Genomic DNA, 25,856 nt, shown 5'->3' on the forward strand with positions numbered 1-25,856 from the left:
CCATTCACTCAATCTATACCGTTTGTGAGCAAATGTGAATACCTGTTAGAAAACTCTACACTGTTGATTGGCCTCCTAACTGTCAGGGCGGTTGCTAGGATAGCTCAGAAACGCTGTTACTAGAAACCCGGTTTCACCAGCGTCAGCGCTATCCCTAAAATCGCTCGCCCAACAATCTTTGTCGCACCCCCTCAGCGATTTTCTGCCCGAGATACTCGGGAATTAAACTTTCATTGGGCCCCAACAAGTAGAGAATCAGGCGAGTTCGCCCGCGCCAAACCAGCAAATTAGCATTTACCACCAACAAATCCTCTTGCCAGATGGCATACATAACTTTGTAAAAAAGTCCAGGCTGGTTATCTGCTTCAATCAGCAGAGCCGGCAAGTGGAAAACCGGATCGACGTAAAATTCAGTTGCCACATCCTCCAAGCCGGCGTCTAAATTAAATTCCACGGCCAACATCTCTTCAACCTCAAAATGCCCCGCCAAGGCCTCTCGAACCGCCCTACAGACGTTTTCTGCTGTTTTATCTGCCAGTACCTTGCCACCGCGAGATACCACCAATTTGATAAATACCAGCATCGGCGGGTAAATTTGACCGTAGAGACTCAGACTGTGAATCGTCAGCCCGTAGGCCGCCAGCACACCGAAAATATCGCTGAGTAGAAAAGACTGGTTCCGGTAAGCAAAATGCAGGGCACTTTTGTTACCTTCGCCTCTGATTTCGATGACTGCTTGCCGAGTTTTGTAAAGTTGGTAAGCTAATTTGAGGTTTTGCAGTTGGATTTCGCTGCTGACAAATTGCTCATAAAACTGTGGAAACGCTCGGTTAAAGCGCTTGAGAAGTTCTAGTGTAGATGGTTTTAAACCCGAAGCCATAATTGAGGAGAAGGTGCGGGAGATATACTAGGTATTTGCTCTCCCATGCCTTATGGCAATGGGATTTTCGATTTGACGATTGACTTAAATGGTGCCGGTCTCCTCACTAAAAGCAGAAGTCAAATCTGTCTGGGAACGTATAACTAGAATGTCACAGTTGCGCCATTCGATCTGTACTTCCCAGCAAGGGTATAACTTCCGGCGCGATCGACGGCACTCAAAAGCAGCAATTCCAAAAGTGCCTCTGTCCTGCTTGGGCAGCAAATTTTACCTGACTAGGGGGTTGTCTGGGCACAGGCTAGCAGTACATTTTTACCAAACTTGACGAGAATCAAAAAAGCTCCGACTCAATGTTAGACCACAAATCGCTGCTTTCGGCGTAAGATGAGTGTACCGTAAACTGTTGCTCAAAAAGCTACCCGCAATTCATCCTACGCCGATCGGAGTGGGTTGATCTGTCGGGTTCTGTTTCACCTTTCATCGGAGCGGGAAGCCCCGGGCTACCTCTGTGTAGAGCAACGTGGCTGCGGTTTCAACCGTACGTCCATATTCTAGAATTGAGTTGTAAGTAGGAACAACCATCGACGCTCTCCAGCGTGTTTCGTTCAGGAGTAACCCATGATGGCATCAAGGAGCGGCATCACCGTAGCCTGGGTCAACAAGCACTCTTTGGAACACAGAGCGTCACAACATTGAATTGGATGGACTCGGAAAGCACAACCAGACAAAAGTCAGCGCAATTGCAATACCTTTCTTACGGGTAGTTGTTTTTGAGCGAATGCGAGGTGAATTGTCAGCACCTGTAAGACTTAAATTATAGTCTTATGAATCCCCTTCTCTCAAAGGGCTGGGGAGATGTCAAGCCGTCCAACTTCTACTACCTTAACCGCGCCTGCATGGGTTTTTGGAAAAACTTATTTAGTAGTTCTGAGTCTGCCTCTGTACCCCAAACAGCGGAATTTGAGGAAGATGTGGCTGTTGGGTTAGGCGATCCGCTTTCCCCAACGTTTCGCAAACCCGCCGGACTCGGCAACGCTCGCATCTTTTTCAGTTGCGATCGGGACATTGACCTCTACGAACTCGAAGAACTTTGTAATGCAGTGGGTTGGTCCCGCCGTCCCCTGCGTAAAGTCAAAAAAGCTATTCAGCACAGCTTCCTAGTCGTCTCTATGTGGGAGCTGCGGGGCAGCCAGCGACGGCTGGTCGGTTTCGCCAGAGCGACTTCAGACCATGCTTTTAATGCCACGCTTTGGGATGTGGTAGTTCATCCTGATTACCAGGGTAAAGGCATGGGCAAGGCGCTGATGAAATACATCATTAAAAAACTCCGCAGTGAAGATATCAGCAACATTACCTTATTTGCTGACCCTCAGGTGGTGGATTTTTACCGAAATTTGGGCTTCATGTCCGATCCGGAGGGGATTAAAGGTATGTTTTGGTATCCAGATTAGCTCGCCCGGTGCAGGTCAGCGTTGATTTGTTGAGTAAATGCAATATTCACGCTGCCAAACACCTCAGAAGCCTGTGCGCTGCGGTCAGTTACGCTCTTGATGTATCCCCGCAGCTTGGCAGTTATGAAGCCCAGAGCTTTGCAAGTATTGTCAAACCGTACAACCTGAAGAAAACTTCAGCGTAGCTGCATCGAAAGTTAAAATAAAAAAAAGCTTGACAAGCGGGGGGTTTTCTGCGTTAATGGTTAAGAGATAGCCAAGTATCACACCGGGATGTAGCGCAGTTTGGTAGCGCGCCTGCTTTGGGAGCAGGATGTCGCAGGTTCAAATCCTGTCATCCCGATCGCACAATGTTAAATAATCGATTCAAGCAGAAACTGCCTCTGATGCTTACATTTGGTAAAAATGAAAAGATCGGAGACAGTTTTTGCCGATCGTGTCAAGGCGCCAGTCTTTGCGTTAATGTGTTTCAGGATCGCGGATGGTGGAAAAACATGAAATCATTAGTTCGTTTGGGCGCAATATTGGGGATTGTGGGCTGCACTCTGCTCGGCCCCTCGTCAAGCAAGATGTCTGCACTGGCACTCCCAGTGCCACAAATTTTAGAAAAGTTACGCCCGGTGCCGGTATTTACGATTACAGACGGTCAGGGTGCGTTCTTCATCGCTTCTGTTCCCAAGCAAGGTCAGGGTCAAACTGGTAATGCTTCGGTAGCCAGAATTTTCATCAGCCAGAAAGATGCTCAAGCTTTTGTCGATCAACTGAAAACGGCAAATTCTCAGTTGGCGGCGTCGGCGCGCGTGACACCCGTGTCACTGGGGGAAATTTATCGGCTCGCTCAAGAAAATAAAGGTAAGCCGGATCAGTTGCTGTTTGCTTTTGTTCCGGCTGCGCAGCAGGTACAGTCGGCGAAAACTGTACTTCAGCAGAGTGGGCAACAAGTTAACGAGTTAAACGGTGTACCTCTGTTTTTGGCGAGAGGTGGCCCGGAAAATGGTTATTTGACGATTCAGCGGGGCGATAAAGAGGAGCTTCCCCTGTTTTTTAACAAGGAGGACTTGCAGGAAATGGTCGAGCGTTTTAAGCAGCAGCAGCCGAACGTGACTGCCACAATTAAGATTGAGGTAGTGAACTTGGAGAGAATTTTGGAAGCCTTGGGTACTGAAAATGACCCGTCTTTGAGCCAACTGATTTTGATGCCGTCGCGGGAGTCGCTGGAATATGTGCGATCGCGCCAACCGGCTGGTACTGGCAACCAAAATCCACAGGCAGCTCCATCTCCAGCACCAGCACGACCGGCAGCATCTCCAGCTCCAGCTCGACCGGCTCGGTAATAGTCAGTAGTCAGTAGTCATTGGTCATTGGTCATTTTAGCCTGAGCGACTGGTGCTGTATCTCGACTTCGCTCGATAACCGCGTAGCCGAAGCAAGCCGAAGGCTGGTCATTGGTCATTAGTCAGTGGTCATTAGTCATTTTAGCCGAAGAGCGACTGGTGCTGTATCTCGACTTCGCTCGATAACCGCGTAGCCGAAGCAAGCCGAAGGCTGGTCATTAGTCAATAGTTACAGAGAACATTGACGGAAAAAGTGCTTTCATGGCTGCTTATGACGTTAAGGTGTAGGGCGAATGAAACCCTGGATAATTAGGTTTGTCGTTGAGGACTGAGTTAGTAGGTTGGACTGGTCGAGTCAACCTACTATTTACCAATTACCAATTACCAATTCCCAATTCCCAATTCCCCATTCCCAATGCCCCATTCCCAATGCCCCATTCCCAATTCCCCATTCCCCAAAAGTCTTATGTTTGTTTCCGGTTTAGAGCTGTGGCAGTGGGTGAATCAAGCTAAGGCTCTGGCGATCGCCTCGGACATTCCCCAAGGAGAACTGGACTGGCTGCTGCAAGAGCTGGCAGGTTTGGATAAACTGGCTCTGCGCTTGGAGTCGTTTAAAGATTTGCCAAAAATTGAATTAAAAAAGTTGTCTTTATCAGAACTCGATCGACTGTGGCAGCAGCGGTTGCAGGAACGGGTTCCTGTGCAGTATTTAACGGGAGTTGCACATTGGCGGAATTTTTCGCTCAAAGTAACGCCGGCGGTGCTAATTCCTCGTCCTGAAACGGAATTGCTGATCGATTTGGCTGTGGATGCTGTTACAAGCTATTCAGTTAAGGGAAAATCGGATTGGGTGGATTTGGGAACTGGCAGCGGGGCGATCGCGATCGGCTTGGCTTCTGCGTTGACAAATACTACGATTCATGCAGTAGATTGCAGTTCGGAAGCTTTGGCAGTGGCTCGACTGAATGCTGAAAATTTGGGCTTTGGATCGCGAGTTAATTTTTATCAAGGTTTGTGGTGGGAACCGCTAGGATTTCTCAAAGGTAAAGTTAGCGGCATGGTGTCTAATCCGCCTTACATTCCCAGCAGCACGGTGCTGACTCTGCAACCGGAAGTTTTGAAGCACGAACCTCATCTGGCCTTAGATGGCGGTTTAGACGGCTTAGATTGCATCCGGCATTTGGTAGAAACGGCTCCCGATTATTTGGAATCGGGGGGAGTTTGGTTGGTTGAGATGATGGCGGGACAAGCTGAGGCGGTAGCACAGATGCTGCAAAGTCACGGGAGTTACGGTGGAGTTCAGATATTTTCGGATTTAGCAGGAATCGATCGCTTTGCTTTAGCCTATCGTCTTTAGATTTCAAAAATATGCTGCAATTCTAAAATAGACTTGCATGGGATTTATTCGCTCTCCGATCTTGAAATTATCTGCGTTGATCTATGTTGATCTGCCTGACATCTGCGGTTAATACCAATTTTAAAAATCCTTGCTACAATAATTGAGCTTGAGGCAAGTTTATTCAAATATTGTCGATGGTGCGTCGCTCGCTACATTTTTCGTCTTTTTTTGGATATTTATCGATGGATCCACACCCTACTAATATTGTTGCATTATTTTTTTCAATTGGTATATAGCGGTTCTCAGAAAGATGAGGTACGACTGGCCTCCGTGGCCTCCGTGGCCTCCGTGGCCTCCGTGGCCTCCGTGGCCTCCGTGGGCATACCTCACCACGCGATCGAACCGCTATAAATTATCAATCAAAGATTTATGCAAAATCTCAAATCGAAAAATGGAAAATCTCAAATCCGATGACTCAAGTTTCGATAAATGCTCTAGTTCAAGGGGCAATTTCAGGAGATTATATTGTCAGCTTTCCCACTGATACTGTACCCGCTTTGGCTGCGCGGCCCGATCGCGCGGAGTTGATTTTTGCAGCCAAACAGCGCCGTCAAGACAAACCGCTGATTTTGATGTCAGCATCGGCGGAGGCTTTGTGGCCTTACGTGCAGGGGAGTCCAGCAGAGTTCAAATTGTGGCAGCAGGTGGCCGCATCCTATTGGCCTGGGGCGCTAACTTTGGTGCTGCCGGCTTCGCCGCTGGTGCCTGCTGCCATGAATGCGATCGATCGCACTACGATCGGAGTACGAGTGCCTAATTTTCCCCTTGCTCTCAAGATTTTAGGGCAGACAGGCCCTTTGGCTACTACCAGTGCTAATTTATCCGGCCAAGCGCCTTTGGAGTCGGTGGCAGAAATTGAGGCGCAGTTTCCCGAAGTCTTGACATTAGTTGCTGCTGAATTAGCAACCGCAGCAACAGTCGCAACAGCTTCGAGTTTGCCTTCGACTGTGGCTAAATGGACTGGCGGCGGTTGGGAAATATTGCGACAAGGCGCGATCGAGCTAGAATGCTAAAAGCTAAACTCCTAGGCAAAGTAATATGGCGCCGATCGGCTGGAGCGACTTGATATATTTAGGTATGGGACTAGGACTGGGTTTGGGAGGCAGTTTGATTTGGCGCGGGCGGCAAAAAAGCTCGCAACAGCCAGAACCTGCGCCCAAAGTGCCACCAACTCCTCAAGAAATTAACTTAGAGAAGTTTGATGCCCTTTCCGAGCAACTGAAGCAAACTCAATTGGCTTATCAGATGGCATCGGAGATGAGTCAGTTTAAGGCGGGTTTTTTGGCTCGAACTTCTCACGAGTTGCGATCGCCCCTGAGCAGTATGATTGGTACGCTGCAATTAATTCTCTCGGATTTGTGCGACGATCCTGCTGAGGAACGAGAGTTTGTCGAACAAGCTCACGTTGCAGCACTCAAGCTGGTGAAATTGATAGATGAAATTATCTCTGTTGCTAAAACTGAACACGGCACTGACAGGATGGATATTGAGCCGATCCAGTTAGCTAAGGTTTTTGATGAAGTTGATGATTTAACTTATTTGCAAGCTGCTAATCGCAGCATTCGTTTGGAGATTTTGCCGCCAGATCCGGGGATTTATGTATTGGCAGATTGGCCCAGGTTGAGGCAAGTTTTAGTCAATTTGGTAGATACTGCTATTGCTCAGATGGAGGAGGGGAGTATTTCTGTTTCTGCACATTCTTCGCCGGAATCTGGATGCGTTCATATTTGGGTGGACGATCAGCGTTCAGTTAGTGCTTGGAGCGAGTCTTGGGATTTGCTCAAGCACGATTTGGAGTCTGATGGTACTAAGGGCAGCGATAATTCCCAGGTGTCTTCTGGGATGAGGTTATTGATGAATCAGACTCTTTTAACTTTGATGAATGGAAAGTTGGAGGTTCTGGCCGTGCCTTCTGAGTCGGAAGAGTCCAATTTTAACCGCACTCAGTGTTCTATTCCTTTGGCAAGTGTGTAAAGAAGGAAGTTCGGCAACGAGCAAGGTACGGGATTTAACAGATTTAATTTAACGGATTTAGGGGATTTAACGGAGGTAGAGAAAAGGGCAACGGATTTAACGGATTTAATGATTGATAGGTAGTAAGGTGCGCATTGCGCACCCTACATATGATCAGAGATTTTGGTGCGAGTTTTGTGCTTGCTTAGCAAATAGCAGTTAGCAATTCGCCATTGCTAATTTCTAATTCTAGATTTTCTTCTAGAAGCTGATTTTCTAGTACCATAGTGGTGCTGGCGTTGTGCTGAAAACCGATGCGCTCGTAGAAGCTTTGTTTGTAAGTTGTCATCAGGTAAACTCGCTCTACTCGGCACATTCGAGGGTGACTCAAGACGGTTTGCACTAATTTGCGGCCGAGTCCTGCACCTTGGTAATCGGGGTGAATGGCGACATCCCAGATGGTGGCTCGATAGATGCCGTCTGAGGTGGCTCTAGCAAAGCCGATCGCCCGCGGCCCATCCCAAACTGTCACCACTGGTTCGCTGTTGGCGATCGCAATTTCCCAATCTTCTATCTTGCGCGCCCTCGCCCAAAAGGCGGCGACTTTAAATAGTTCTTGGATTTGTGCGATGTCGGCGCGATCGCGACTTGTGCAAAATTGAATGTGACTGGAATCCCTAGTCGCTGATGTCATGCTCTATGTGCCTTTAAGTTTTATCTAAACTGTGTTACTTTTACTGTCTTGCAGGAGTCAAAGTTGATTTTGCTTGGGAACCCTAAATGATTGAATTCCCGATTTACAAAACTATACTTATTGATACATATTTTGTAACTAATTTCCGTAATTATTAATACTTTTTTGTATAAAGTTTCTCAAAAAGCTTTTGACTCAAAATTTTACCGTCATAAAGTCATCCCATTTGAGATTTGAGATTTGAGATTTTAGTCAGCTTGTAGGGTGCGTCATGGCTCAAAAATATATCGATAGAGGTATTGACTCCAGTAGCAACAAGAGATTTTGCTATGGAGTCAATACCTTGATCGAGTTGAATCAGTTTTTCAGCCAGCGAGCCGCGTCTTTGGCGTGATAAGTCAAAATCAAATCGGTACCAGCACGCTTGAATCCTGTCAAGGTTTCCATCACAACTCTTTCTTCATCAATCCAACCGTTGAGGGCGGCGGCTTTCACCATCGCGTATTCTCCCGAAACGTTGTAAGCAGCAACTGGCAAATTAGTTGCTTCTTTGACGCGCCAGATAATGTCCATGTATGCTAAAGCGGGTTTAACCATCAGCATATCCGCGCCTTCGGCAATGTCGAGAGCAATTTCTTTGAGAGCTTCGCGGCCGTTTCCTGGGTCCATTTGATAGGTGCGCCGATCGCCAAATTGCGGAGCAGAATCCGCCGCATCCCGGAACGGGCCATAATAAGCTGAGGCGTATTTTGCCGCGTAGGACATGATAGGAATATCTTCAAATCCAGCCGAGTCCAATCCTTCGCGAATTGCTCCGACAAAACCGTCCATCATTCCCGAAGGTGCAATAATATCTGCACCAGCTTGAGCTTGAGCAACAGCGGTTTTCTTCAGCAATTCTAGTGTCGGATCGTTCAAAACGCGGCCGCTTAAATCTCCGACTTCCAAATAGCCGCAGTGACCGTGACTGGTATATTCGCACAGACAAGTATCGACCATGACGATTAAATCCGGTACGGCTGCTTTAACTGCTGCTGTTGCTTTTTGGACGATACCGCAATCGTGCCAAGCACCTGTCGCGTCTGTATCTTTGTCTGCGGGAATGCCGAATAAAATAATCGCGGGAATGCCGAGGTCGTAAACTTCTTTTGCTTCTTCTACGATTTTGTCTACCGATAGCTGGTAAACTCCGGGCATCGATGTAACTTCTTTAGCAAAACCTTCCCCCGGTACGGCAAATAGAGGGTAAATTAAATCGCTGGTTGTCAAGATATTTTCGCGTACCATCCGGCGGAGTTGGGGATGGTTGCGGAGGCGGCGGGGGCGGTGAGTGGGGAACATAATGTTTTTTTACGGTAGATAAAGTCCTGCTTTCTGGGACTGGCGGCCTTTGTTTAAAAGTCTAAAGCTTATTGTTGGTCGATCGCCCTAGACTTAAGTAAAGTTCTGTAAAACCCGCGAGATCCATGGTTCGTAGTAAGGACTTCAGTCCTCAAAAGTTCGTAGTAAGGACTTCAGTCCTCAAAAGTTCGTAGTAAGGACTTCAGTCCTCAAAAGTTCGTAGTAAGGACTTCAGTCCTCAAAAGTTCGCAGTAAGGACTTCAGTCCTCAAAAGTTCGTAGTAAGGACTTCAGTCCTCAAAAGTTCGTAGTAAGGACTTTAGTCCTCAAAAGTTCGTAGTAAGGACTTTAGTCCTCTCTACCCTCTACCCTTTCTGGTTCCCAGACTCAGCTCTCTGAGGGTGCTGGGATGGGTTGGTACGGATATCTCGCACGCTGCACACCTGCAACCGGGCTGCCCATAAGGGAGGATAGACTGTAAATTATAAATGTATCGAATAGTAACGGTCTTATGTACAAGCAACTAATTTCAAAGATCAAACCGCTTTTGAAATCACTATTTGCGATCGGTCTGGTACTGACGCTAGCCCTCGGTAACGCTGACGGAGCTCTGGCTGCTCGCAGCGGAGGACGGATGGGGGGCGGATCTTTTAGAGCTCCGGCGCGCAGTTACTCGTCTCCTAGCCGCACTTACGCGCCGTCGGGAGGGGGTTACTACCCGGGCGGCTACGGAGGCGGATTTGGTGGCGGTTTCGGTTTCCCATTCTTGCTGCCGTTTTTCGGCTTTGGCGGCGGGTTTGGTGGCCTGTTCTCAATTTTGATTTTTATTTCGATCGCGAATTTCCTCGTCCAAAGCTTCCGCCGCGCCGGGGGCGGAACCGACGAACTCGGCAACAGCGCCCCTACTACCACCGTATCTGTGGCCCGCTTACAAGTTGGTTTGCTAGCAGAAGCCCGCGGTTTGCAGGCGGAACTCGATTCGCTAGCGCGCAAAGCGAATACGGATACAGCGGCCGGTCGCGCTCAAGTGCTGCAAGAATCTACTTTGGCGATGCTGCGGCATCCTGAATACTGGGTTTACGCGGGCGCTGACTCTGTGCAAACTCGCTTGGAAGCAGCGGAAGCTAAATTTAACCAGTTTTCTTTGGCCGAACGCAGCAAGTTTACTGAAGAAACGCTCTCGAATTATAACAACCAGCTCCGGCAAGCAGGGAGCAGCAATAACCTGCCAGCTTTGCAGGAAAACGGCGCGCTAGTTGGTTCTGATTTGAATTCAGATCCTGGGGAATTTATTGTGGTGACGGTGATTGTCGGTACTGAAGGCAAGTTGCAATTGCCAGCAGTGAAAAACTCTGAAGATTTGCGCCAAGCTTTGCGCCAAATTGGGGGAGTATCGAGCGAGCAGTTGCTGGCGGTTGAGGTGCTGTGGACTCCTCAAGCTAGCGGCGATACTCTGACTGCTGATGATATGTTGGCCGGCTATCCTGATTTGCGATCGATTTAGCGATCGACTACATGGGGCGCGGAGCGTTGTCTCCCGCGCCCCCTACCGCACCCATGCTGTGGGGGAGAACCGGATTGGTTTTAAGACGGACATGAAGCTGGATTTTGGGGAATGCCGATCGATTTAAAAAAGATTGTTCAACCAATGCTAGTATTGAGAGATTATGATTCAGTTTGATTCATCTACTATTGGCAATGCCTGACCTTGAAGCATTTTTGCGAAGAAGTTAGGCTGGATAAAAAACTGTATTCAGCGAGGAGTGACTGCTTCGGAAGAAGTTGCGACCGCGCGCCCTCTAAATTTAATATAAAGAAGCGATCGGGAGCTAAAGTTATGGCCGACAGCAGTAGAAAAAAAGCACTTTTTATTTTGAGCCAGTTAAATAATGACGATATCGACTGGATCGTCCAAAAAGGCAAAAAAGAAGTTCTCGCTCCGGGCGAGATTTTGATCCATGAAGGGAGACAGCTCGATGCGCTATACATTGTTTTGAAGGGGAGTATGAGCGTTTGGATCGAGGCACAGGAGAGTAAAGAACTCGCTAAAATAGGCAGCGGAGAACTGGTGGGAGAAGTTTCTTTCATCGATGCTCGCCCTCCTTTAGCTACGGTGAAGGCGATCGAAGAAACTCACTTGCTGGCAATTCCCCGGCGGCAGTTAGTAATTAAGCTTCAACATGATATGGGCTTTGCTTCCCGGTTTTATTATGGAATTTCGCTGTGTCTGGCAGACAGGATGCGCGGTACGATCAGACATATAGAATACGGTCGCAATATAGAATTGGAGCAGCAGGAATTAGAACGGGAGGATATTAATCCCAATGTCCTGGAAAATTTGGCGCTAGCTCAGGCTAAGTTTAATTGGCTCAGGGAAAATGTTAGGGATTGAGTAATTTTAATTCAATTCGCATTGATGTCAACTTTAAAATCTCAAAACAGAAGCACTCCTACTTAATCAACCTGGTTTTTTTTACCACCCGTGCGTAATATCATATCCGAAGACAATATTGGTTTGTAGTGATGGCTTCAGCCCTCATCCATGACGCTTGACTGAAGTCCTCAAGATCGAACTGTTTTTATTGCAGGTAATTGACCGGGGATAATATTAAGTCGTAAATTAGACCTGAATAGCAAAAGTCCTTTTAATCAAATTTTAGGACGGGCTCCCCCGCCCATCCCACAAGAAAAAAAACAGAAACACTCCTACTTAATCAACCTGGTTTTTTAACCACGGTATTTTTGCAAGAGGTATATTCTCAAAACATCAGTCGAAAGCAAAATAAGGGCGGGTTTTACCGGAAAGATCGACAATTCCCGTATCTAGAAAAACCAGCCCCTTGGCTTTGCAGTTGCAACCTCCCGCGCAGAAGCGCAACTACCAACCAGACAACCTAGATAATTCCTGGGCCTTTGCCGCGGGTGTCTGCATCCATTGTCAATTTTCCTTCCTCACCTTTTTTATCTTTGATTTCTGCAAGAATTCGAGCGCGTTCTGCGGCTTCGGCTTCTTCTTTTGCTCTCAAATCGCCCGGTTCGTTGATGTACATTTCCGGTTCGATCGCGTAATTGTTAACCAAACCTTCCTTGTCTACTGTATAACCATCTGTAGTGTGAATGCTTTCGTCATCGGTTTGGTCGTCGGTTTTGGCGCTTTGCTGCTTACCTTCGGTGGTTGTGTGCATGAAGTTAGAGCCTTCGCGTTCTTGGCGCGCTGCTGTCTCAGCAGGAGTAATGCCCCTGTCGTAGTGGGGAGCTTCCATATTAGCTTCGATTTGTTCGTCGGCCGGTGTTGATTTGCTAGTAGTCATGATTTATTCCTGAGTTATTTTTTCAAAAAGGTCTTTGGCTTATGTTTAAATATTAAGCCGAAGCTAACTCATTCACAAACTATCTTTAGTTATAGTTTCCCAAAAATTGCTGTTATCTAAAACACATTTATTGAGTCTTCCTCAAGACTGATAAAGTTCTATTTTAATTAAAAGTTTCACAGTCTGCGAGGGTCTGACATCTATCTAAAGGTAGGGAATGGGGAATGGGGAATTGGGAATTGGGAATGGGCAAAACAGGGAATTGGCAAAACAGGGAATTGGCAAAACAGGGAATTGGGAATTGGGAATTGGCAAAACAGGGAATTGGGAATGGGCAAAATGGGGAATTGAGAATTGGTAATTGGGAATGGGCAAAACAGGGAATTGGGAAGTGGTAATTGGGAATGGGCAAAACAGGGAATTGGGAATTGGTAATTGGGAATTGGTAATTGGTAATTGGTAATTGGTAATTGGGAATTGGTAATTGGTAATTGGTAATTGGTAATTGGTAATTGGTAATTGGGAATTGGTAATTGGGAATTTTATACCTAACTAATGCCCCATGCCCCATGCCCCATGCCCCATGCCCCATGCCCCATGACCAATGACTAATGACTTCTTTTATGCTTCTTTGAAGAAGCGGATGATTTCGCGGACGTGGTTGAGAAATTGTCCGTCCGAGGTGAGTTGGGCGATCGCACTTTCTGCATCTCTTGCCAGTTTAGTGTGTTCTGCCTGATTTGTCGATCGCAAATGTTCTACAGATGCGGCTAAATTAGTTAATTCTACCCTGGTCGCCCGTTGCTGCCGCTCTTGGATAGCAGCCCACGAATTGGGTTCGCCTGAATTTAATTGAGCGGCCAAATTTCTGACTGTAGATTCTAATTCTGCAAAGCGGCTGCGGAGTTCGACAATATCTTCGCGGGGGTGCAAGAATTGGCGGCGGATGGTTGTGAGGCGCTGGGCTAAATACTGATAACCTCGGATAGCTGGACGCAGTAGAGTTAACAGGAGTGCAGCACCGGAACTGAGATAGCCAACAGCACTGATTCCGGTGGCGGATAGGGCGTAAAGTGCGATCGCGCTAAACAGGTGAAGGGCGATCGCTACCCAGAGCGATCGGCTAGCTAATACAGTAACGTATTTGAGTTGTTCGGAATCGACAGCAATATTTTTTTTAGTAGATTCTGCCCCTTGCGCTAAAACTTCCTTAGCTTCAAAATGGATATTCCAAGGAACTGTAACTATCAGCAACAGCCATTCAAAAATAGCAATGGCAATTACCCAATCTATAAAACTGCCGGCGGAAACGTGCAGCCATTGCAGAATGGCAAAAACTAACAATAAAAATATGCCAGTTACGGCACCGAAACCTGCAAAACTATAATACATTGCGGTTGCTTTAGTGGAATGTTGTTTTGATTGTGGGTAAGTTGTTGAGGTGTGGAGGAATCAACTGTGACAGTTAAGAAATTGTCAGAGCGCTCCCGGTTCGTTAGTGATTAGTAACAGTCCGGGGCAACCGTAGCTCACAACCAGGTTTTTTCACAAAAATACTTGCTATGCCTCAATAGTAGAAACTTGTTTTGATTGTGGGTAGGTGGTTGAGGTGTGGACAATAAGCTGTGACACTTAATAAATTGTCCTAATTAACCCCGTTTATTAGTTATTAGTAATAGTCCCGGACACAAGGCTTGCCAAACGCCTGGTTTGTTGACGAAAAGTACAGGGGCTTTAACCATCAATAATAGTTAAATAAAACGGTTTGTTTGTCAGGAGTGCGTAAGTCCTAAATAATTAGTCATGGGCGATTAGTTGTCAGAATGAAGTCACCTTCTCCCCAACTCATACCATTTTCGATTGGCGATTCTTCGACTTGGCGAGCGAACAAGTTTTCGATTCTCGATTAAGAATGACTTACTGCATCATGGTTTGCAGCACGGGCCGATCGTTGCATTCTTTTGTTAAGCTGGTATCACCCACGGTGTAACGCCTGGGGAGGAACGCAGCAATCTCAAAACCCTCCCCTATCTGCAATTTTATTTTCCAGGGCTACTAAATCGGCTGTGGCTGAGATAAACTGATTGGAAGGTCGATCGCGCGTGAGAGCAAGTTACCAGCACGGGCAACCGAGACGGCGATACTCGAACCCAGGAGAAACGACAGCAAAATAGGTGCCAAAATTAACTCTACCGTCTGCAATTTCCAATAACTGCACGTCTACAATCTCAAATCAAAAGTCAGCAGCAAGGACAAACCGATGGCGAACTCAACTCTTGGCCTAGAAAATCAACTTTACGATTATCTGTTATCTATTTCCCTGCGGGAACCAGATATTCTCGCTTCACTGCGAAAAGAAACTGCTAATCATCCTATGGGTATGATGCAAATAGCTCCCGAACAAGGTCAGTTTATGGAGATGCTGGTGCAGCTTATGGGAGCGACAAAAACCTTAGAAGTTGGGGTTTTTACTGGTTATAGCTCCCTGTGCGTAGCTTTAGCGCTGCCTTCTCACGGTAAAATAATTGCTTGCGATGTTAGCGAGGAATATACTTCGATCGCACGACGCTATTGGGAAGCTGCGGGTGTAGCAAACAAGATTTCTTTGCAGTTGGGCCCCGCACTAAATACTCTTGACAAACTCATAGCCGAGGGACAAGCCGGAACCTTTGATTTTGCGTTTATCGACGCCGATAAAGAAAATTATGAGGCTTATTTTGAGCGATCGCTCCAACTGGTGCGGAATGGCGGTTTAATTGTAATTGACAACGTTCTGTGGTCTGGACGAGTTGCCGATCCTCAAGTACAAGACACAAGCACCCTCGCCCTTCGCAGTTTCAACGACAAGTTGCGCAACGATCCCAGAATTACTCTCAGTGTTGTTCCCATTGGTGACGGACTGACTTTGGCCCTGAAACGCCGCTGGGCGACTATGATGGAACCGGAAGAACAGAATTAAATAACTTAAATTACTGGGAACTTCATTAAGACTCCTCGAAACCGGGTTTTTATCTGTATTGAAGGCTGCGATACAGTATTTTCGTCCATCAACCCGGTTTCTGCCTACCCGTGCATCCAGGACTATACCAATTACTGATTACAAATTACAATTACTCAAAGTTCTAACAAATATTATTAATTAATTTGAGGTGAAGATGCTGGGATCGAACTTACAAATCAAATTGCCGATTCACGAAACTTTTCAGAATACGGTTCAAGGCGAAGGTTACTGGACTGGTGCTTTAGTTGATTTTATCAGATTGGCCGGTTGTCCTGTGCGGTGTCCTTGGTGCGATACAGGCTACGGAAATGGTGGCAAAGGTTTGCCATCGGTGCCACAGGCGATCGCACAATTGCTAGATCAATTGCAGTCTCCAAGGGTTGTCATTAGTGGTGGCGAACCTTTTATTCACCAGAATTTGCCGGAGTTAGTGCGAGCTTTGTTAGCAACTGACAAACAGGTGAATATTGAAACTTCTGGCGCTTATTGGCAGAATGTTTCGCCGTTGGCTTGGATTACTCTTTCTCCTAAAGAACACGTCAATCCTAAATATCCGGTGCAAGAGATTTTCTGGACGAGAGCTAATGAAATTAAGTTGGTGGTTAGCACTGGTGAAGAACTTGATTTTTACAGTAAGTATTTGGTTGATAATGTGAATATTCCTGTATATTTGCAGCCGGAATGGGGAACGCACGATCGGGGTATTCCGATTATTTTGGAGTTGCTGAAACAGCATCCGAGTTACAGGCTATCTTTACAAACTCACAAGTTTATTGGTGTTCAATAAACATCAAAAAATTCTGTAGGGGCGGGTTCACCAACAATCTATGAAACCAATAAATAATCTCATAAACCCGCCCCATCCCCACCCTTATTCACATCAACATTTTACTGAATAAATCAATGGTACATTTTTATTGTTAGTTGGTGGGGGCGGGTTTACAATATTATTCATTTTTATCATAAATGGTTGGTTAACCCGCCCCTACAAGCCATGAATTTTGTCATGATTTATGCCATTTTTTTAAGGATTACAGATTTGTACGATCGCCTTTTCTTCAGGATGGTTGGCAATATAATTGCTCAGCCATTGGCAACTCAGCTTCATCAAACTATCTACATCTAGTTCCAAATTCCAGATCCTTAAAGTAGCATCATAGCTGGCAGAAACTAGAGTTTTGCCGTCGGGACTGATGTTAACATCGTTAACTCGATCGCGATGTCCCTCAAAAACTTGTAGCGGCACAGCTTCCGAGGCGGTTTTGCCGTCTGCGACATTCCACAGTTTAATTGTGCGATCGAAACTTGCAGATGCTAAAGTTTTCCCATCGGGACTGAAACTAATGCTTCTTACCCAAGTTCCGTGTCCTTGAATAGTTCTCAGTTCGGTGCCTGTTTCTGCATTCCACAATTTAATCGTGCTGTCAGCGCAAGCAGATGCTAAAATTTTGCCGTCGGGACTGAAACGGATGCTGGTAATTCCGCTTTTATGCGCTTGCTGAATGCTTCTTGGGGGAGATTCTAAGTTGTTTAAATCCCAGAATAATATCGTGCGATCGTTCCCCGCAGATGCTAAAGTTTTGCCGTCTGGGCTGAATCTGACGCTTCTAACTATTTCCAGATGTCCGGTGAGAGTTTTGATTTCGGTGCCGCTTTCTAGGTTCCACAATTTAACAGTTTTATCGCTCGCTGATGATGCTAAAATTTTACCGTCGGGACTGAAAACAACGCTGTTAATTCCCCTCTGATGTCCTGAAAGAGTTTTGATTTCGGTGCCGCTTTCTAGGTTCCACAATTTAATAGTTTTATCCACTCCGGCGGATGCTAAAATTTTGCCATCGGGGGCGAAACTGACGCTGGTGACAGCACCTTGATGTCCTAAAAAAGTTTTGATTTCGCTACCGTTTTGTGCATTCCACAATTTCACAGTGCGATCGCCACTACCGGAAGCAATTGTTTTGCCATCGGGGGAGAAACTCGCAGTGAAAACCTCGCTGCGGTGGCTTTCCAGAGCTTTCGGTTCGATGCCTGCGAGGTGCCAAAGTCGTACAGTGCGATCGGTACCTGCTGTTGCCAAAGTGCGGCCGTCGGGACTGAAACTAAGCCCTGTAACCCTGCCGGTGTGTCCTTTGAGCGTTTGCGGCTCGATGTCTCCCAACCGCGATAAATTCCACAATTTGACGATTCCGTCGTCGTTAGCGGTAGCCAGAGTTGGGCTGTGGCTGCCAGGAGGGCTGAATCTGACGATCCAGACTTCCCTGCTGTGGGCTTGCAGCGTTTTGAGGAGAGTCAGGTTTTGGACATCCCACAGCTTGACTAAACCGTCTTCGCCAGCGGATGCTAGGGTTTTGCCATCGTTGGAAAAACTGACACTTCTGACAGCGTTGGTATGGCCTGTCAGCGTGGCAATTTCCGTTCCGTCTGCGGGATTCCAGAGTTTGACAGTGCGATCTCTTCCCGAAGATGCGATCGTCAATCCGTCGGGCGAAAAAGTGACGTTTGTTGCCCATCCCCTATGTCCTGTAAAGGTTTGAAGCAAAGTTCCGTCTGCCGGATTCCAGAGTTTGACAGTGCCGTCAGAGCCCGAAGATGCGATCGTCAATCCATCGGGAGCAAAACAGACTGCTCTCACCCAGCCCTTATGTCCTGTAAGGGTTCTGATTTCTGTGCCGTTGGCGAGGTTCCAGATTTTAATCGTAGCATCGTCGCTAGCAGAGGCGATCGTCTTGCCATCGGGTGAGAAACTGACAGTCCAAATGTTATCGCCGTGTCCGGTGAGGGTTCTGAGCAATGTGCCGTCTGGGTTCCAGAGTTTGATGGTATCGTCTTCGCTAGCCGATGCGAGGATTTTGCCATCGGGAGAGAAAACGACGCTTCTGACGCCTGCTTGGTGTCCGATGAGTCGATCGCGCTCTCGGATGCTGTAAATTGCTTGTTGGAGGGCGATCGATACTTGCGTTTTAGTTTCGGATTTTGCCGGACTAAATGCCTCTAATTTTTTAAGTTTATCTGCTGCTTGCAGTGCTTCGATCAGTGCTGGGAAAGGATTTGAGGCTAAAGTTGTTTTTGACGACACACTTTCGAGGATAATTTTTGTTTCTGCGAGGGAGCGATCGGCCTTGACTACTTGCAATTGTACGGCGATCGCCGCCGCTAAAGATAGCGCTAAAATTGTCGAGCCGATCGCAATTATTTTTCGAGCTTGTTTTTTGGCTTTTGTTAATTCCAATTTGGCTGTTTTTTGAGCAAAAGTCAATGTTTCATTTGCTTGTGCCAAAATCTGACTTTCTTCAGCTTGCAGTATCAAAGCCAATTCAACTTCGCGCTTTTCCAAATCTTGAGATGCTGCTAAAAAGCGGTAATCCAGATGGCTCAAATTTTTATCGATCGACCATTCTAGAGCCTCTTGCAGCGCATTTCCCCGCAGCAGCCGCGAATTATCCTCAAAATTAGCAGCAGCCCAAGCATTAAAAGTTTCCGCATAAGGCCGCAGCTTGCTCAACTGTTTTTCTACCCATTCCAGATTGAAAATTTCGGCATAAATGCGGTTGTAAACTTTTAATTTTCCCTGCTGTTGCACCACTAAACCTGACAGCCGCAATTCTGTTTGTTCGGGACTGCCATCGGCAAGAACCCCCCCCAGCCCCCCCTTGGTAAGGGGGGGAGCAAGAACCGAATTTAGTTCACCCTTGCTCAGGGGAGATAGAGCGTCAGGAAGCCCCCCCTTAGCAAGGGGGGATTGGGGGGGGTTCATGGATTCCAAAATTTGCTGGTAAAGCCCCAATAACTGTCCGGCTTTTTGCTGATTTCTTAACAGGCGATCGCGAATTGTCTTCAAATGTTCAGGTTCATCTTGGGATTCCCAATTTTCAATAATCCGCGACTTCACCACCTGTTCAACCGATGGGATTGTTCCTTTTGCTGATGCTTCAATCATCAGTTGGCACAGCTTTTGTGTCAGAAAGGGTTGTCCACCTGTCCAGTCTAGAATTTGTGCGATCGCTTCTTGGGGATTGCTCACCTTTCCCGTCAAGCCATCGGTTAACGGTTGGACTTCGTGGAGTTGGAAGCCGTTGATAGAAATTGCCTTGCCAATATTAAAAGGAGTTTGGGTTTTATCCGCAATCAAATCCGAAGGAGTCGCCACTCCCAACAAAGCAAATGTGAGACGCTGATATTTGGGCTGATCGACTCGTCGGTTATAGAAAAACCGAATTAAAGCAAAAAAATCATCCAGGGAAAAACTCTGACTCAAAACAGTGTCAACTTCATCAACAAAAATCACAATATTTTGTTCAATCTCTTCTAAGAAAACTTCCTCAATAAACAAATTCAAACGCTGCACAGGTGACAATAATTCCCGCTGCTCTTTCCACCAAATCCGCCATTGAAATTTCTTACCAAGCTGATAACTGCTTACCAGAGATTGGACAAGTCCGGCATACCACTTTTCTGCCGTTACATCTTCCTTGCCAATTCCGGTTAGGTCAATAAAAGCACAGACAAACCCTTCGGCTTGCAGTCTTTGCATCGTCCGCACCCGCAAGCTTGATTTGCCCATCTGCCGCGAGTTCAGCACGTAACAAAACTGACCGGCTTTCAAACCTTCGTAAAAGTCTGAGTCTGCTTGTCGCATTACATAGCTGGAGGCATCAATTGGAAGACTACCGCCTACGTGATATTCATAATTAGCTGGATACTCTCTCATAATTGCCTGCATCAAAATCTTGGTTTGATTATATGATAACTGCCTTACAATTACCCATTACCCATTACCCATTACCAGTGTCTTGTAACTAGCAACTTGAGTTATTTACAGATTTGGCTAAATTTTCTAGCCTCTTCGGGATGAGAAGCAAAGTAATCTTCCAACCACAAGCAACCTTGCCTGATAAAATGATCTAAATCAAATTCTAAGTTCCACAACTTGATAGTATTGTCAAGCCCACTAGAAGCCAGTGTTTTGCCATCTGGACTAAACATCACGCTGGTAACGCGGCCAAGGTGTCCTTCTAAAGTTGATCTTTCCAGACCATTTTCTACATTCCATATCCTCACTGTACCATCATCGCTAGAGGAAGCTAAAGTCTTGCCATCTGGACTAAAAATGATATTGCTTATATCAGATAAATGTCCTTCTAGGGTGAACAATAATCGGCCATTTTCTGCATTCCATAGTTTGACTCTACTGTCCGAACCACCAGAAGCAAAAAATTTACCATTTGGGCTAAAGCTAATGGTAGCTACCCAACTGCCATGGGCAGGAAAAGCCTGCGTTAAAGTAGCTGTTTTTAAATTTAATAGCATTATATTACCGTCATAACAAGCCACCACTAAAGCTTTTCCATCGGGACTAAAACTTGAATCGGCTACACGACAGCGAGGTTCTTTAAAGGTTTTCAGCAACCTACCATCTGCTATATTCCAAAATTTTACCGTACTATCAAAACTGCCAGAAACTAAAGTCTTCCCATCTGGACTAAACAGAACTCTCCTTACCCAAGCCCTATGACCGTTGAGAGTTTTTAGTAATCTACCATCTCGCACATTCCACAACTTAACTGTTTTGTCAACACTGCCGGAAGCTAATATATTACCGTCGGGACTAAAACTAACACTTAGCACCGGACCTTGATGACCGTTGAGAGTTTGGAGTAAAGTACCATTTTTCCTATTCCATAACTTTATTTTAAAGTCGTCGCTGCCGGAAGCTAACATATTACCATCGGGACTAAAACTTACAGTTTGAACATTAGCACTATTTCCTTTAATCGTTTGCGGTTCCCTAACATCTAAATTCCAGAGCTTGATTGTACTATCAAAACTTCCAGAAACCAGAGTTTTGCCATCGGGACTAAAACCGATACTTATAATTATCCCGCGATGTCCTTTGAGAAGTTGTGGTTCGATTTTATTATCGTTTATATCCTCTAAATTCCACAACTTGACTTTACTATCGGAACTGATAGTGGCTAGAGTTTTGCCATCTGGGCTAAAAATTGCACTCCAGGCAGCCCTGCGATGCGTTGGGAGGTTTTGCAGTAAAGTTCCATCTGCTACATTCCACAGTTTCACTATGCCGTCTTCATCGGTAGAAGCTAAGGTTTTACCGTCGGGACTAAAACTGACACTTCTGGTATTACTTTTATGATCTTTCAGAGTATTTATGAGGGTTCCATCGTGAATATTCCACAGCCTCACGGTTGTATCAAAACTCGCAGAAGCGAGAGTTTGATTATCTGGACTAAAACTAATATGGGTAACGACACCGGTATGTGCTTTCAGAGTTTTTAATAACGTAGCATCTGCTGTTTTCCACAACTTGATAGTCCCATCAGAGCTACAGGAAGCAAAAAATTGACCATCAGGACTAAAACTAACAGTTCTCACCCAGCTACGATGAGCGTTAATAGTTTTAATTAAAGTGCTGCGCCCTACATCCCACAACTTGACAGTACCATCTTCACTGCCAGAAGCCAAAATCTTGCCTTGAGGATGAAAACTCACACTCGTAACTCTAGCAGTATGTCCTGTCAGGGTTGATATTAATGTAGCTGGTTTAGCATTCCACAGTTTTACCGTACCATCCTCGCTAGCAGAAGCAAAAATTTTGCCATCGGGACTGAAAGTTACACTTCTGATAGCGCCACGATGACCGATCGCGCGATCGCGTTCTCTAACATGATAAATTGCCTGTTGTAGCCCCCTCGTTACTTTAATCTGTGTATCATTGCTGGCTGATTTTTCTAAATTTTTCATCTGTTGTGCTGCTTGTAACGCTTTCAGCAGTGCTTCAAAAGGATCGGAAACCAAAGCTGCTTTAGAGAATGAAGTTTGCAAGACTACTTGTTGTTCTGCGACTTCCTGTTGAGCTTTATTTACTTGTAATTGAATCAAAATTGCTGCGATTACAGAAATTCCCAAAACTATAGAACCGATAGTAACAATGCGGATAGATCTGCGTTTGGATTGAGTTAAGTCCACCTTTGCTTGTTGTTGAGCCAAGACTAAAATTTTATTCGCATTCGCTAATATCTGGCTTTCTTCTTCTTTAACAGCTAAAGCCTGTTGAACCTCTCGCTTATCTAAATCCTGGCTAGCTGCTAAAAAGCGATAATCCAGAGGGCTTAAACTTTGATGTTTTCCCCATTCCAAAGCTTCTTGCAGCGCATTTCCCCGTAGTAGCCGCGAATTATCCTCAAAATTAGCAGCAGCCCAAGCATTAAAAGTTTCCGCATAAGGCCGCAGCTTTCCTAACTGTTTTTCTACCCATTCTAGATTGAAAACTTCGGCATAAATTCGGTTGTAAACTTTTAATTTACCTGCATGATTAACCACCAAACCAGACAGCCGGAGTTCAGTTTGTTCCCGACTGCCATCAGCAATCACCCCCCCCAGCCCCCCCTTGCTAAGGGGGGGAGTAAGAGTGGCATTTAGCTCTTCGTTGCTAATAGAAGATTCCTTAGTATTTAGCCCCCCCTTAGCAAGGGGGGGTTGGGGGGGTTTTATGGTGATTGCTTCCTTGCTAAGGGGAGATGCACCAGCATTTAGCCCCCCCTTAGCAAGGGGGGGTTGGGGGGGGTTTCCGGTTATTTCCTCCTTGCTAAGGGAAGATTCACCAGCATTTAGCCCCCCCTTGCTAAGGGGGGGTTGGGGGGGAGTTCCGGTGATTGCTTCCTGACTCAGGGAAGATTCCTCAGCATTTAGCCCCCCCTTAGCAAGGGGGGGTTGGGGGGGGTTTCCGGATTGCAAAATTTGCTGGTAAAGCCCCAATAACTGCCCTGCTTTTTGCTGATTTCTCAAAATGCGATCGCGAATAGTTTTCAAATGTTCAGGCTCATCCTGGGATTCCCAATTCTCCACAATCCGCAACTGCACCACCTGTTCAACCGATCGCGAATTGCCCAATGCTGATTCCTCAAGCACCAACTTGCACAGCTTTTGCGTGAGAAAAGGTTGTCCGCCCGTCCAATCTAGAATTTTGGCGATCGCACTTTCAGCATTACCAACCTGCCCGTACCAACCATCAATCAAAGGCTGCACTTCATCAATCTTGAAACCGCCTAAATTTATCGCCTTACCAATATTAAAAGGAGTTTGAGTTTTATCAGCAATCAAATCCGCAGGCGTCGCCACCCCCAACAGCGCAAAAGTCAAACGCTGGTATAGAGGCTTGTCAACTCTTTGATTGTAAAACCAGCGAATCAGAGCAAAAAACTCATCCGTAGAAAAGTTCATGCTCAACACGCGATCGATCTCGTCAACAAAAATAACTATATTTTCTGAAAATTCAACTAAAACAACTTCTTCAATAAACAGACTAAACCGCTGGAGTGGTGAGAACAAATCCCGGCGTTCGCGCCACCAACTCCGCCAATTAACTTGATTTCCTAGCTGACAGCTACTGACCAAAGAATTAACAATACCAGCATACCACTTTTCGGGAGTTACATCTTCTTTCCCAATCCCAGTTAAATCGATAAAAGCGCAAACAGTACCATCAGCTTGCAATCTTTGCATTGCCCGCACCCGCAAACTAGACTTACCCATTTGCCGCGAATTCAAAACGTAACAAAACTCACCCGCTTTCAAACTTTCGTAAAAGTCCAAGTCTGCTTGCCGCGTCACGTAACTAGACGCATCTGCTGGAAGACTCCCGCCAATCTGATATTCATAACTCACTGGAAATTCTTTCATAATTGCTTGCACCCAAATCTAGATTAGATTGTACGATCGCAAACCTGATTATGTAGAGATTTGCCAAACAACCTGACTTTCACTGATTTTTAGGACATACAAATCGGGGGTCAGAAACCGGGTTTTTTACGATAATCCTTCGTCGCAGCCGACAGATTAGGTAAAAACCCGGTTTCTTTGGTCTGATGCCTGAGTCCTGATTTTTATGGTGCTTTGTCAGGCTGCACCTGATTTTTCCCTATAAATTCAGATATTCAAGCTATCGATCGACTCTTATAATACCTGATTTTATCTCCATTGCAGTTCAAGAGTTTTAGCAACAAACTGATAACAGGAAGCGAAAAGGGCAGCAAAAAAATATAAATAGCAACCATTCCTTCCTCAACAAATCAATTAATTTGAAATACAAAGGAGCAACTGAAATGGATATCAAAGGTACCAAATTCAATGACAACAATACTGTCAACGGCAACGGTAAGTTGCACAAATCATTAGTGGGAACCGATTCGGAATGGCAGCAAAGTCCGAACGGGCCAGTATTAACGCTTGGCAATGATGTAATCCACGGCCTGGAAGGCAATGATATCATTTACGGTCGTGGAGGGAGCGATCGCTTATACGGCGACAGCGGTAACGATAACATCTACGGCGGTGATGGCAGCAACAGCGGCAACAACGTCACTAACAACGACAGCTTGTACGGTGGCAGTGGCAACGACAACCTGTACGGCGAGGCTGGCAACGATCAATTATTCGGCGGTAGTAACAACGACAAATTGTACGGCGGCACTGGCAACGATCAATTGTACGGTGAATCTGGAAACGACTTTTTAAGTGGTGGAAATGGCAACGATGTGATCCGAGGTGGCGAAGGTAAGGACACAATTAATGGCGGTATTGGTAACGACAACCTGGGCGGCGGTAAAGGTAATGACTCGGTGAGTGGAGGTAGCGGTGACGATCTGATTACGGGTGTTGCTTCCGCGCCACCAATTAACAGCGACCCCGGTTTAGGAGAGATTGATATCCTGACAGGAGGTTCGGGAAGCGATCGCTTCTCTCTTGGAGATCAATTTGCAGCTTACTACGACGACCAAGGAACACGTGATTTCGCCGTAATTACCGATTTCACACAACTGGATAACATCGTGCTTAACGGCAAATTAAACGATTATTCTGTAGTCCAAAATCAAGCTAATGTTGTTCCGGGATTGGGACTTGTTCAGGGTACGGGGATTTTCAGAAATGGCGCTAACGGCACCAAGGATTTGATTGGTATCGTGCAGAATATAGTTGGTTTAAACCTGAATAGTTCTGTGTTTAAATTTGTTGACAACGATGTTAATTTTTCACTATAATCTGAGCGCAAAAGCCGGGAATAATGCCCGTTTTTTCTAGGACTTTCATTTCAATGTCTGGCGAAGTTTTGTATCAATTACCCAACAATAAGGAGTAATCAAAATGGCGATTGCACCAATTCTTAAAGCAGACAATTACAGCACTAAAAAGGCTGGCATCATTGACATCGACATCAATATTGAGGATTCTGAAAAGGCTGGCATCATTGATATCGACATCAATATTGGCGATGCCCAAACAGTTGATGTCATTGACCGCGACAGCGATGATTCTGGAAGTGTCGATTTGATTGAAAATGACAGCGATGATTCTGGAACTGTTGATTTGATTGACCGCGACAGCGATGATTCTGGAACTGTTGATTTGATTGAAAATGACAGCGATGATTCTGGAAGTGTCGATTTGATTGACCGTGACAGCGATGATTCTGGAAGTGT

At 46.0% G+C, this 25,856-nt stretch carries 20 protein-coding genes and 1 tRNA gene; 14 read left to right on the forward strand and 7 right to left on the reverse strand.

Going from position 1 to position 25,856, the window contains the following annotated elements; genetic code table 11:
• Positions 1-154 precede the first annotated feature (154 nt).
• Positions 155-880, reverse strand: a complete 726-nt coding sequence (locus tag QUB64_RS22630) for a hypothetical protein (protein ID WP_190693416.1) — start codon at positions 878-880, stop codon at positions 155-157.
• An 896-nt stretch (positions 881-1,776) separates the two neighbouring features.
• Between QUB64_RS22630 and QUB64_RS22635 the strand changes: the two genes are divergently transcribed.
• The 7 genes from QUB64_RS22635 (at position 1,777) to QUB64_RS22665 (ending at position 7,038) form a co-directional block, all read left to right on the forward strand.
• Positions 1,777-2,331, forward strand: coding sequence for a GNAT family N-acetyltransferase (locus QUB64_RS22635; protein ID WP_333267400.1), 555 nt, complete (start codon positions 1,777-1,779; stop codon positions 2,329-2,331).
• Complete coding sequence (locus QUB64_RS22640; protein ID WP_333267343.1) at positions 2,316-2,516, forward strand: hypothetical protein; 201 nt, start codon at positions 2,316-2,318, stop codon at positions 2,514-2,516. Before QUB64_RS22635 ends, QUB64_RS22640 begins: the two co-directional genes overlap by 16 nt.
• An 84-nt stretch (positions 2,517-2,600) precedes the next feature.
• Positions 2,601-2,674, forward strand: a tRNA-Pro gene (locus QUB64_RS22645).
• Between the two features lie 151 nt (positions 2,675-2,825).
• Positions 2,826-3,665, forward strand: coding sequence for a Tic22 family protein (locus tag QUB64_RS22650; RefSeq protein WP_333267345.1), 840 nt, complete (start codon positions 2,826-2,828; stop codon positions 3,663-3,665).
• A 466-nt stretch (positions 3,666-4,131) separates the two neighbouring features.
• Entirely contained in the window at positions 4,132-5,022 is an 891-nt protein-coding gene (gene prmC, locus QUB64_RS22655) for a peptide chain release factor N(5)-glutamine methyltransferase (RefSeq protein ID WP_333267347.1), read from the forward strand.
• A 452-nt stretch (positions 5,023-5,474) separates the two neighbouring features.
• Positions 5,475-6,077 carry an L-threonylcarbamoyladenylate synthase gene (locus tag QUB64_RS22660; RefSeq protein ID WP_333267349.1) on the forward strand — a complete coding sequence of 201 codons (603 nt, stop codon included), beginning with the start codon at positions 5,475-5,477 and terminating at the stop codon, positions 6,075-6,077.
• A gap of 25 nt (positions 6,078-6,102) precedes the next feature.
• Entirely contained in the window at positions 6,103-7,038 is a 936-nt protein-coding gene (locus QUB64_RS22665) for a sensor histidine kinase (RefSeq protein WP_333267351.1), read from the forward strand.
• Positions 7,039-7,222: 184 nt separating this feature from the next.
• Here the strand turns inward: QUB64_RS22665 and QUB64_RS22670 are convergent, their stop codons facing one another.
• Positions 7,223-7,711: a GNAT family N-acetyltransferase gene (locus tag QUB64_RS22670; protein WP_333267353.1), complete on the reverse strand. Its 489-nt coding sequence runs from the start codon at positions 7,709-7,711 to the stop codon at positions 7,223-7,225.
• A 357-nt stretch (positions 7,712-8,068) separates the two neighbouring features.
• Entirely contained in the window at positions 8,069-9,052 is a 984-nt protein-coding gene (gene hemB, locus QUB64_RS22675; RefSeq protein WP_333267356.1) for a porphobilinogen synthase, read from the reverse strand.
• A 510-nt stretch (positions 9,053-9,562) separates the two neighbouring features.
• Here hemB and QUB64_RS22680 point away from each other — a divergent pair.
• Complete coding sequence (locus QUB64_RS22680; protein ID WP_333267358.1) at positions 9,563-10,555, forward strand: DUF1517 domain-containing protein; 993 nt, start codon at positions 9,563-9,565, stop codon at positions 10,553-10,555.
• 333 nt (positions 10,556-10,888) lie between these two features.
• Positions 10,889-11,443: a cyclic nucleotide-binding domain-containing protein gene (locus QUB64_RS22685; RefSeq protein ID WP_333267360.1), complete on the forward strand. Its 555-nt coding sequence runs from the start codon at positions 10,889-10,891 to the stop codon at positions 11,441-11,443.
• A gap of 502 nt (positions 11,444-11,945) precedes the next feature.
• On the opposite strand, the gene QUB64_RS22690 is transcribed toward QUB64_RS22685, so the two are convergent.
• Positions 11,946-12,362 carry a hypothetical protein gene (locus QUB64_RS22690; protein ID WP_333267362.1) on the reverse strand — a complete coding sequence of 139 codons (417 nt, stop codon included), beginning with the start codon at positions 12,360-12,362 and terminating at the stop codon, positions 11,946-11,948.
• A 224-nt stretch (positions 12,363-12,586) separates the two neighbouring features.
• Between QUB64_RS22690 and QUB64_RS22695 the strand changes: the two genes are divergently transcribed.
• Positions 12,587-12,760 (forward strand): hypothetical protein, encoded by a 174-nt coding sequence (locus tag QUB64_RS22695; protein WP_333267364.1) that lies wholly within the window; start codon positions 12,587-12,589, stop codon positions 12,758-12,760.
• Between the two features lie 223 nt (positions 12,761-12,983).
• On the opposite strand, the gene QUB64_RS22700 is transcribed toward QUB64_RS22695, so the two are convergent.
• Positions 12,984-13,754 (reverse strand): hypothetical protein, encoded by a 771-nt coding sequence (locus QUB64_RS22700; protein ID WP_333267366.1) that lies wholly within the window; start codon positions 13,752-13,754, stop codon positions 12,984-12,986.
• A gap of 868 nt (positions 13,755-14,622) precedes the next feature.
• Between QUB64_RS22700 and QUB64_RS22705 the strand changes: the two genes are divergently transcribed.
• Positions 14,623-15,321, forward strand: a complete 699-nt coding sequence (locus QUB64_RS22705) for a class I SAM-dependent methyltransferase (protein WP_333267368.1) — start codon at positions 14,623-14,625, stop codon at positions 15,319-15,321.
• A gap of 196 nt (positions 15,322-15,517) precedes the next feature.
• On the forward strand, positions 15,518-16,150 hold the full coding sequence (locus QUB64_RS22710; RefSeq protein ID WP_333267370.1) for a 7-carboxy-7-deazaguanine synthase QueE: 633 nt from the start codon (positions 15,518-15,520) through the stop codon (positions 16,148-16,150).
• Between the two features lie 237 nt (positions 16,151-16,387).
• Here QUB64_RS22710 and QUB64_RS22715 read toward each other — a convergent pair whose 3' ends face one another.
• Entirely contained in the window at positions 16,388-20,071 is a 3,684-nt protein-coding gene (locus tag QUB64_RS22715; protein ID WP_333267372.1) for an AAA-like domain-containing protein, read from the reverse strand.
• Between the two features lie 101 nt (positions 20,072-20,172).
• Positions 20,173-24,060 (reverse strand): AAA-like domain-containing protein, encoded by a 3,888-nt coding sequence (locus QUB64_RS22720; protein ID WP_333267374.1) that lies wholly within the window; start codon positions 24,058-24,060, stop codon positions 20,173-20,175.
• Positions 24,061-24,482: 422 nt separating this feature from the next.
• Between QUB64_RS22720 and QUB64_RS22725 the strand changes: the two genes are divergently transcribed.
• Positions 24,483-25,418 (forward strand): calcium-binding protein, encoded by a 936-nt coding sequence (locus QUB64_RS22725; protein WP_333267376.1) that lies wholly within the window; start codon positions 24,483-24,485, stop codon positions 25,416-25,418.
• A 103-nt stretch (positions 25,419-25,521) separates the two neighbouring features.
• Positions 25,522-25,856: hypothetical protein (locus QUB64_RS22730; RefSeq protein ID WP_333325751.1), on the forward strand; the 335-nt coding region annotated here is incomplete at its 3' end.

This window comes from Microcoleus sp. Aus8_D2 (genome assembly GCF_036702665.1).
In the GTDB taxonomy this organism is placed as follows: domain Bacteria; phylum Cyanobacteriota; class Cyanobacteriia; order Cyanobacteriales; family Microcoleaceae; genus Microcoleus.

Excerpts from the sequence above, each read along its gene's own strand:
- QUB64_RS22630 (WP_190693416.1), bottom strand. The coding sequence starts at position 880 with ATGGCTTCGGGTTTAAAACCATCTACACTAGAACTTCTCAAGCGCTTT.
- QUB64_RS22635 (WP_333267400.1), top strand. The coding sequence starts at position 1,777 with ATGGGTTTTTGGAAAAACTTATTTAGTAGTTCTGAGTCTGCCTCTGTA.
- QUB64_RS22650 (WP_333267345.1), top strand. The coding sequence starts at position 2,826 with ATGAAATCATTAGTTCGTTTGGGCGCAATATTGGGGATTGTGGGCTGC.
- prmC (WP_333267347.1), top strand. The coding sequence starts at position 4,132 with ATGTTTGTTTCCGGTTTAGAGCTGTGGCAGTGGGTGAATCAAGCTAAG.
- QUB64_RS22660 (WP_333267349.1), top strand. The coding sequence starts at position 5,475 with ATGACTCAAGTTTCGATAAATGCTCTAGTTCAAGGGGCAATTTCAGGA.
- QUB64_RS22665 (WP_333267351.1), top strand. The coding sequence starts at position 6,103 with ATGGCGCCGATCGGCTGGAGCGACTTGATATATTTAGGTATGGGACTA.
- QUB64_RS22670 (WP_333267353.1), bottom strand. The coding sequence starts at position 7,711 with ATGACATCAGCGACTAGGGATTCCAGTCACATTCAATTTTGCACAAGT.
- hemB (WP_333267356.1), bottom strand. The coding sequence starts at position 9,052 with ATGTTCCCCACTCACCGCCCCCGCCGCCTCCGCAACCATCCCCAACTC.
- QUB64_RS22680 (WP_333267358.1), top strand. The coding sequence starts at position 9,563 with ATGTACAAGCAACTAATTTCAAAGATCAAACCGCTTTTGAAATCACTA.
- QUB64_RS22685 (WP_333267360.1), top strand. The coding sequence starts at position 10,889 with ATGGCCGACAGCAGTAGAAAAAAAGCACTTTTTATTTTGAGCCAGTTA.
- QUB64_RS22690 (WP_333267362.1), bottom strand. The coding sequence starts at position 12,362 with ATGACTACTAGCAAATCAACACCGGCCGACGAACAAATCGAAGCTAAT.
- QUB64_RS22695 (WP_333267364.1), top strand. The coding sequence starts at position 12,587 with ATGGGGAATTGGGAATTGGGAATGGGCAAAACAGGGAATTGGCAAAAC.
- QUB64_RS22700 (WP_333267366.1), bottom strand. The coding sequence starts at position 13,754 with ATGTATTATAGTTTTGCAGGTTTCGGTGCCGTAACTGGCATATTTTTA.
- QUB64_RS22705 (WP_333267368.1), top strand. The coding sequence starts at position 14,623 with ATGGCGAACTCAACTCTTGGCCTAGAAAATCAACTTTACGATTATCTG.
- QUB64_RS22710 (WP_333267370.1), top strand. The coding sequence starts at position 15,518 with ATGCTGGGATCGAACTTACAAATCAAATTGCCGATTCACGAAACTTTT.
- QUB64_RS22715 (WP_333267372.1), bottom strand. The coding sequence starts at position 20,071 with ATGAGAGAGTATCCAGCTAATTATGAATATCACGTAGGCGGTAGTCTT.
- QUB64_RS22720 (WP_333267374.1), bottom strand. The coding sequence starts at position 24,060 with ATGAAAGAATTTCCAGTGAGTTATGAATATCAGATTGGCGGGAGTCTT.
- QUB64_RS22725 (WP_333267376.1), top strand. The coding sequence starts at position 24,483 with ATGGATATCAAAGGTACCAAATTCAATGACAACAATACTGTCAACGGC.